The organism is Runella zeae DSM 19591 (genome assembly GCF_000423565.1).
GTDB classification, from domain to species: Bacteria; Bacteroidota; Bacteroidia; order Cytophagales; family Spirosomataceae; genus Runella; species Runella zeae.
The window spans coordinates 38,708-41,068 of sequence record NZ_KE384047.1; the positions used below are offsets into that span (position 1 = coordinate 38,708).

The 2,361-nt window shown below is 43.5% G+C and carries 1 protein-coding gene; it reads left to right on the forward strand.

The window, feature by feature from the left end; genetic code table 11:
* Positions 1–380: 380 nt before the first annotated feature.
* Positions 381–2,357 carry an acetoacetate--CoA ligase gene (locus G563_RS0132225; RefSeq protein ID WP_028668968.1) on the forward strand — a complete coding sequence of 659 codons (1,977 nt, stop codon included), beginning with the start codon at positions 381–383 and terminating at the stop codon, positions 2,355–2,357.
* Positions 2,358–2,361: the final 4 nt, after the last annotated feature.

Below are 2,361 nucleotides of genomic sequence, written 5' to 3' on the forward strand. Positions count from 1 at the left end.
CCTTTTTTGTCGAAAGGTTTTTTGAAGGCAGGTTTGTCGAAGCGTTCTTCTGCTGATTTTCTGGAAGGTTTGAAATCGTAAGACTTACTTACTTTGTTGGAAGTCCCTTCTGGATCTTTTTTAAACTTACTGTAAAATGGCTCGTTGCCGGGAGTTTTATTGCTTTTTTTCATTGAGCTTGCAGTATCACTACTGTAATTATTGAATTATGTAAATGAATATTTGGCTGTTGGTTATTTTGGCGAAATTGCCTGATAATCAGCCATACAAAGGTACGAAATTTTGGGGAAAGATGATTTTTTATCATTAATATATCTCAAAAGGATGGATTTGCACGTTTAATCAAAAATCCATCCTATCCTATTAACTTTATCGCTGTGATGACTGACCGTGTATCTGTGAAACCACTTTGGACGCCGTCCCGCAATTTTGTGGAACAATCTAACCTCAAAAAGTTCCAAAATTGGTTGTTTGTTAAGAAAGGACTTTACTTCAAAAACTACCATGATTTATGGGATTGGTCGGTGACTGATTTAGAAGATTTTTGGGAAAGTATTTGGCAATTCAACGACATTAAGAGTCATAGCCTATATTTTGATGTATTGATAAGATCTTCTAAAGATTTTATTGGTACAGAGTGGTTTAGAGGTGCTACTATCAACTATGCCGAGCATATCTTTCGTCACAAAAATACTTCCCGACCTGCTATCATGTATCAGTCTGAACGTGAGGCATTGCGTGAGCTTTCGTGGCGTGAGCTTGAAAAACAAGTAGGTGCTGTAGCGGCTTTTCTCAGACAAGCGGGTGTGGGAGTGGGGGATAGAGTCGCGGGGGTATTGCCCAATGGCCCCCAAGCCGTAATTGCTTTTTTGGCTACCAACTCGCTTGGAGCGGTGTGGTCGAGTTGCTCGCCCGATTTCGGAACCGCAAGCATTCTTGATCGTTTTCAGCAAATTGAGCCTAAAGTGTTGTTTTTGACCGACGGTTATACTTACAATGGCAAAGCTTATGACAAGCTGCCACTGATAGGGGATTTGATAGCTCAACTTCCTACCGTAAAAAAAACAGTTCTCCTGCCCTTTCTGAATCCTCAGGCCAAGTCTGTACAGACTGTTTTGTGGGGGGATGTGCTCAAAACTCCCTTTTCGACCCTTGAGTTTACGCCCGTACCTTTTGGGCATCCGTTGTGGATACTTTATTCGTCGGGTACTACGGGTAAGCCCAAGGCGATTACTCATAGTGTGGGAGGCTGTTTGCTCGAACACTTCAAGGTACTTTCTATTCATCAAAATGTGAAGCCTGGCGACCGTTATTTTTGGTATTCGACCACTGGCTGGATGATGTGGAATTTTTCGGTAGCTTCGATGCTAGTGGGGGCTACGCTGGTGCTTTATGAAGGGGCGGCAGCTTTTCCAAACCTGAATGTACTGTGGGATTTGGCCGAAAAAGCCAAAATCAATCATTTTGGAGGCGGTGCTGCTTATTATATTGCTTGTATGAAGGCGGGTATCAACTTACAAGGATACAAATTTAACCAACTCCAAACTATCGGTTCTACGGGATCGCCTTTACCTGCTGAGGGTTTTGAATGGGTTTATAAAACCTTCAAAAAAGATGTGTGGCTGATTTCGCTAAGTGGCGGTACTGATATTTGTAGCGGGTTTGTGGGAGGATGTCCTACACTGCCCCTTTATGCAGGCGAAATTCAGTGTCGATTATTGGGTTGTAAATTAGAGGCTTACGATGAAAAAGGACAGTCGGTTAGGAATGAACTAGGCGAAATGGTCATCACACAACCCATGCCCTCAATGCCCATTTATTTCTGGAACGATCCCCAAAACCAGCGTTATCGGGCGAGTTATTTTGAAGATTATCCTGGCGTATGGCGGCATGGCGATTGGATTCAGATTACGGAGCGCGAAGGCGTGGTGATTTATGGGCGTTCTGACGCAACGCTCAACCGCGACGGAGTACGCATCGGAACCAGTGAAATCTACAGCGCCGTGGAGAGTGTAGAAGATATAGCTGATAGCCTAGTAGTGTGCCTCGAACAAGAAGGCGGTAAGTATTTTATGCCTTTGTTTGTGGTTCCTGCTAAGGGGCAGAAGCTGACTGATGATTTAAAGTCGAAAATCAATCACGAATTGCGAACACGTTTTAGTCCGCGCCACGTACCTGACGCGATTTATGCGATTTCGGAAATTCCATATACCATAAGTGGTAAAAAAATGGAAGCACCCGTCAAAAAAATATTGATGGGGATAAATCCCGCCAAAGTGGCTAGTCGTGATACCATGCGGAATCCCCAGTCCCTTGATTTTTTTGTGAAGTTTGCCCCCGAAAAATTAAGTGTATAGGATT